4 protein-coding genes and 1 pseudogene are annotated in these 5,237 nt (G+C 71.8%); 2 read left to right on the top strand and 3 right to left on the bottom strand.

The window, feature by feature from the left end; genetic code table 11:
* Positions 1–596 (bottom strand): MFS transporter (locus tag AOK03_RS21060; protein WP_157869022.1); only part of this gene is annotated, 596 nt, incomplete at its 3' end.
* A gap of 208 nt (positions 597–804) precedes the next feature.
* On the opposite strand from AOK03_RS21060, the pseudogene AOK03_RS21055 reads away from it, so the two are divergent.
* Positions 805–1,391: pseudogene (locus AOK03_RS21055) on the top strand (GNAT family N-acetyltransferase).
* Here AOK03_RS21055 and AOK03_RS21050 read toward each other — a convergent pair.
* Together AOK03_RS21050 and AOK03_RS21045 are read right to left on the bottom strand one after the other, a co-directional pair.
* Positions 1,369–3,000 carry an AMP-binding protein gene (locus AOK03_RS21050; protein WP_055566866.1) on the bottom strand — a complete coding sequence of 544 codons (1,632 nt, stop codon included), beginning with the start codon at positions 2,998–3,000 and terminating at the stop codon, positions 1,369–1,371. The pseudogene AOK03_RS21055 and the gene AOK03_RS21050 sit on opposite strands and share 23 nt — an antisense overlap.
* Positions 2,997–4,679: an AMP-binding protein gene (locus AOK03_RS21045; protein WP_055566865.1), complete on the bottom strand. Its 1,683-nt coding sequence runs from the start codon at positions 4,677–4,679 to the stop codon at positions 2,997–2,999. Before AOK03_RS21045 ends, AOK03_RS21050 begins: the two co-directional genes overlap by 4 nt.
* 179 nt (positions 4,680–4,858) lie before the next feature.
* Between AOK03_RS21045 and AOK03_RS21040 the strand changes: the two genes are divergently transcribed.
* A partial coding sequence (locus tag AOK03_RS21040) for a GAF domain-containing protein (RefSeq protein WP_157869021.1) occupies positions 4,859–5,237 on the top strand: 379 nt, incomplete at its 3' end.

Raw genomic sequence — 5,237 nt, 5'->3', positions numbered from 1 at the left:
TCGGTGCGCAGCAGCCGCAGCGACTCGGCGAGCAGGGCCGGATAGCGCTGCCGGGACGGCGCCGTCGACCGGGGCAGCGCACGCGCCAGTACGCACGCGATGAGCAGCGCGACCACCGACGTCATCAGGTACGGGGCACGCCAGCCGAGCCACTCCCCCACCGTGCCGCCGAAGACGCGGGACAGCAGCATCCCGCCGATCGAACCGCTCAGCAGCGTGCCCGCGACGGCACCGCGCCGCTCCTCGGGCACGAGCCCGGCCGCCGTCGGCGCGACGACCTGCGCCACGACGGTGGTGACACCGATCAGGACGCTCGCCGCGATCAACGGCGAGATGCCCGGCGCGGCGGCCGCGCCGAGCAGGCCGAGACCGGTGAGGGAGAGGAGCGTGACGATGAGCGTCCGGTACGGGATGCGGTCGCCGAGCGGCACGAGGAGGAAGATGCCGCCCGCGTACCCGAACTGGGTGGCCGTGACGACGAGCGCCGCCGTGTCCGCCGACACGTTCAGGCCGTCGGCGACCAGCGGGCTGACGGCCTGCGGGAAGTAGACGTTCCCGACGGCGACGCCGCAGGTGACGGCGAGCAGCAGCACCATGCCCCGGCTCAGACCGGGCGGCGGCGGTGCCGCAGCGGCGGCGGCCCCATCCGCCCTGCCGGCCCCGGCTTCTTCAGGGCCACCGGCCTTGGACAGGCGCACGCTCACCTCACGGGATCGATGGAAGGGACCTGCTGACGGACCGGCCCACGATCCCCGGTCGCCCCCCGGCCGCACAACAGGTTTTGGCCGGGGCATACTCGGCCCCATGCTCATCCGTCCCGCCACCGCCGCCGAACTGCCCGCGCTCCAGGACATCGAGCGGGCCGCGGGCGAGCCGTTCCGTGCCCTCGGCATGGCCACGATCGCGGACGACGAGCCGCCCACCGTCGAGGAGCTGGACCGCTACCGCCGGGCGGGCCGCGCCTGGGTCGCCGTCTGCGACGGAGAGGACGGTGGCGGTGAGGGCGCCCCGGCCGCGTATCTGCTCGCCGACCCCCTCCCGGACGCCGACGCGCTCCACATCGAGCAGGTCACCGTGCGTCCCCAAGCTCTCGGCTCCGCTCGAGCAGGGGAGACCCCATTCGCGCCGCCCGCCGCGGCGTCGGCCGCGCCCTGATCGAACACCTCGCGGACCGCGCACGCGAGGAGGGCGCGAGCGCGCTGACCCTGACGACCTTCACCGATGTCCCGTGGAACGCCCCGTACTACGCCCGCATCGGCTTCCGCCCGCTCGCCGACACCGAACTCACCCCGGGCCTGCGCAGGATCCGCGCGCACGAGGCGGAGCTCGGCCTCCACCGCTGGCCCCGCCTCTGCATGCGCCGCTCCGTCACTCCCCGTACCGCTCCCTGAGCTCGATCTTGCGCACCTTCCCGGAGACCGTCATGGGGAAGGCCTCCAGGATCCGCAGGGCGGCCGGGATCTTGTAGTGGGCCAACTGCCCCCTGCAGTAGGCCTGGAGCTCCTCCAGCGTGAGGACGTCGTCGGGGTCCCGCACGATGACGCAGGCCAGCGGTACCTCCCCGTACCGCTCGTCGGGTACGCCCACCACCTGGACGTCCGCGACCTTCGGATGGCCGTACAGGAACTCCTCGATCTCCCGGGGGTAGATGTTCTCGCCGCCCTTGATGATCATGTCCTTGATGCGGCCGACGATCTGGACGTAGCCGTCCTCGCGCATGACGGCGAGGTCACCGGTGTGCATCCACCGTCCGGCGTCGATGGCTTCGGAGGTCCGCTCGGGCTCGTTCCAGTAGCCGAGCATCACGCCGTACCCGCGCGTGCACAGCTCGCCGGACTCGCCGCGCGGCAGCGTCACACCGGTGGCCGGGTCGATGACCTTGATCTCGATGTGGGGCAGGACCCGGCCCACCGTGCCGGTGCGGCGCTCCAGGTCGTCGTCGCGGCGCGTCTGCAGGGAGACGGGTGAGGTCTCGGTCATGCCGTAGCAGATGGAGACCTCCGCCATGTGCATCTCGGCGACGACCCGCTTCATCACCTCGACCGGACAGGGCGAGCCCGCCATGATGCCGGTGCGCAGCGAACTCAGGTCGTACGTCGCGAAGTCGGCGAGGTTCAGCTCGGCGATGAACATCGTCGGCACGCCGTACAGCGAGGTGCAGCGCTCCCGCTCGACGGCGTGCAGCGTGGCCACGGGGTCGAAGGACGGGGCGGGGATGACGATGCACGCGCCGTGCGAGGTGGCTCCGAGGTTGCCCATCACCATGCCGAAGCAGTGGTAGAAGGGCACGGGCAGGCAGATCCGGTCCTGTTCGGTGTAGCCGACGGTACGGCCCACCCAGTGGCCGTTGTTGAGGATGTTGTGGTGGGAGAGCGTGGCGCCCTTGGCGAATCCCGTGGTGCCGGAGGTGTACTGGATGTTCACCGGGTCGTCGCAGCTCAACTCGGCCTCACGTGCGGCGAGTTCCGCCGCGCCGACGGAGACTGCGGCGTCCAGCAGCGCGTCCCACGAACCGTCCCCTATGTAGTGGACGGCACGCAGCTCGGGGCAGCGGGGCCGCACCTCGTCGACGAGCGCGCGGTAGTCGCTGGTCTTGTGGGTCCGGGTGGCGACCAGGACGCAGACGCCGGACTGGTTGAGGACGTACTCCAGCTCGTGGGCCCGGTAGGCCGGGTTGATGTTGACCATGATGGCGCCGATCCGGGCGGTGGCGTACTGCACGAGCACCCACTCGGCGCAGTTCACCGCCCAGATCCCCACGCGGTCGCCCTTGGCGACGCCGAGTCCGAGGAAGCCGCGCGCCAACTGCTCGACGGCCGCGCCGAATTCGGCGTACGTCCAGCGGGTACCGGCGGCGACGTCCACGAGCGCGTCCCGGTCGGGCCAGGTCGCGACGGCCCGGGCGAGGTTCTGGCCGATGGTGTCGCCGAGGAGCGGCGTACCGCTCGTGCCGTGCGCGTAGGACAGGCGGTGGGAGATCTCGCCGGACCGTTCGCTCATCGGAAGTCCTCCTCGCGGTACTCCGCCGCCGAACCCGCGGCGGTCGCCTCGCGCAGCTCGATGCGGCGGATCTTGCCGGACACGGTCTTGGGGAGCGCGCCGAACTCGATGCGGCGCAGACGCTTGTAGGGGGCGAGCACCGCACGGGAGTGCTCGAAGAGCAACTTCGCGGTGTCCGGGCCGGGTTCGAACCCCTCGGCGAGCACGACGTACGCCTTGGGCACGGCGAGCCGCACCGCATCGGGCGCGGGCACGACCGCGGCCTCGGCGACCGCCTCGTGCTCCAGGAGCGCGCTCTCCAGCTCGAACGGGGAGATCTTGTAGTCGGACGCCTTGAAGACGTCGTCGGCCCGGCCGACGTAGGTGATGTAGCCGTCGGCGTCGCGCGAGCCGATGTCACCGGTGCGGTAGTAGCCGCCCGCCATGGCCTGCGCCGTGCGCTCGGGGTCGCCGTGGTACCCGGCCATCAGGCCGACCGGGTCCGTCCCGAGGACCAGGGAGATCTCCCCCTCCGCGGCGCCCGGCGCGCCGGTCACGGGGTCGAGGAGCTCGACGGCGAAGCCGGGCGTGGGGCGGCCCATCGAGCCGGGCTTCAGCTCCTGACCCGGCGAGTTGGCGACCTGCACGGCGGTCTCGGTCTGCCCGAAGCCGTCGCGGATGGTGACGCCCCAGTCGCGCCGCACCTGCTCGATGACCTCGGGGTTGAGCGGCTCACCGGCGGCGACGACCTCGCGCGGCGGGGTGCGCAGCTGGGTCAGGTCGGCCTGGATGAGCATGCGCCACACGGTGGGCGGCGCGCAGAACGACGTCACGCCGGCCCGGTCCATCTCCGCCATGAGCCGTCCGGCGTCGAAGCGCGCGTAATTGTGGATGAAGACCGTCGCTTCGGCGTTCCACGGAGCGAAGAGGTTCGACCAGGCGTGCTTGGCCCAGCCGGGCGAGGAGATGTTCAGGTGGACGTCGCCGGGCTTGAGGCCGATCCAGTACATCGTCGCCAGATGGCCCACGGGGTACGACACATGGGTGTGCTCGACCAGCTTGGGCTGGGCGGTGGTGCCCGAGGTGAAGTAGAGCATCAGCGGGTCGTCGGCGAGGGTGATCCCCTCGGGCTCGAAGACGTCGGACACGTCGTCGAACCCGGTGTAGGCGAGCCAGCCCTCGCGCTCTCCCCCGACGACGATCCGTGTGTAGTCGCCGGGCACGTCGTCGAACTTCGCGGTGTCCTCGGGGCGCACGACCACGTGCCGGGCGCGGCCGCGGTCGATGCGGTCGCGCAGGTCGACGGGGCCGAGCAGCGGCGTCGCCGGAATGACGACGGCGCGCAGCTTCATCGCGGCGAGGGCGATCTCCCAGAGCTCGGCCTGATTGCCGAGCATGACGACGATGCGGTCACCGGTCCGGACGCCCCGCGCGCGCAGCCAGTTGGCGACGCGGTTGGAGCGGGCGGACAGCTGCGCGAAGGAGAAGCGCGACTCCGTGCCGTCCTCCTCGACGATGTGCAGCGCCGTCCGGTCATTGCCCTGCGCGATGACGTCGAACCAGTCGAGCGCCCAGTTGAAGCGCTCGGGCCGCGGCCAGGCGAAGCCCTCGTACGCGGCGTCGTAGTCCTCTCGGTTGCGCAGGAGGAAGTCCCGTGCGGTACGGAACTGCTCCGTGGCGCTCGTGCCGTCAGTCGTCATGTGCACCCCTAGTCGCCCGCTCTCGCGGTGGTTCACGCTGCTGCTCGTACTGCCGTGCTCATTGCCGGACGCTACGGAACATCGTGTAATTCGTGATGCGGATCTCACTACCCCCGGACGGGGGTGTCGCGAGGTGAAAGGGCGGGCGCGTGTCGGCTGACGGCGGCGAGACGGTGGAGATGCGGGCGGCTCTGCTGCGGCTGCGCCGCGGCACGGGGCTCCCGGTGGCGTTCGGCGGTCTCCTCGACGGGTCGCGCCAGGTGCGCATCGGCGAACTGATCGGCACGGGCACGCGCGCCCTGCAGGGCCTCGCCATCTCGTCCGGCAACGGCCTCGGCGGCAAGGCGGTCGCGCTGTCGCGGCCCTGCGCGGTCACCGACTACCACGTGTCGCGGCACATCAGCCACGAGTACGACGCGGCGGTGGCGGCGGAGGGTCTGCGGTCGGTGCTCGCGGTGCCCGTGGTGGTGCGTCGCCGGGTGCGCGGGGTGCTGTACGGCGCGCTGCGCGCGGCCCAGCCGCTCGGCGACCGGACGCTGTCGGCGGCGGTGGCGGCGG

Source organism: Streptomyces atriruber (assembly GCF_001418325.1).
Taxonomy (GTDB): domain Bacteria; phylum Actinomycetota; class Actinomycetes; order Streptomycetales; family Streptomycetaceae; genus Streptomyces; species Streptomyces atriruber.
This window is presented reverse-complemented; position numbering and strand designations above follow the sequence as displayed.

Excerpts from the sequence above, each read along its gene's own strand:
- AOK03_RS21050 (WP_055566866.1), bottom strand. The coding sequence starts at position 3,000 with ATGAGCGAACGGTCCGGCGAGATCTCCCACCGCCTGTCCTACGCGCAC.
- AOK03_RS21045 (WP_055566865.1), bottom strand. The coding sequence starts at position 4,679 with ATGACGACTGACGGCACGAGCGCCACGGAGCAGTTCCGTACCGCACGG.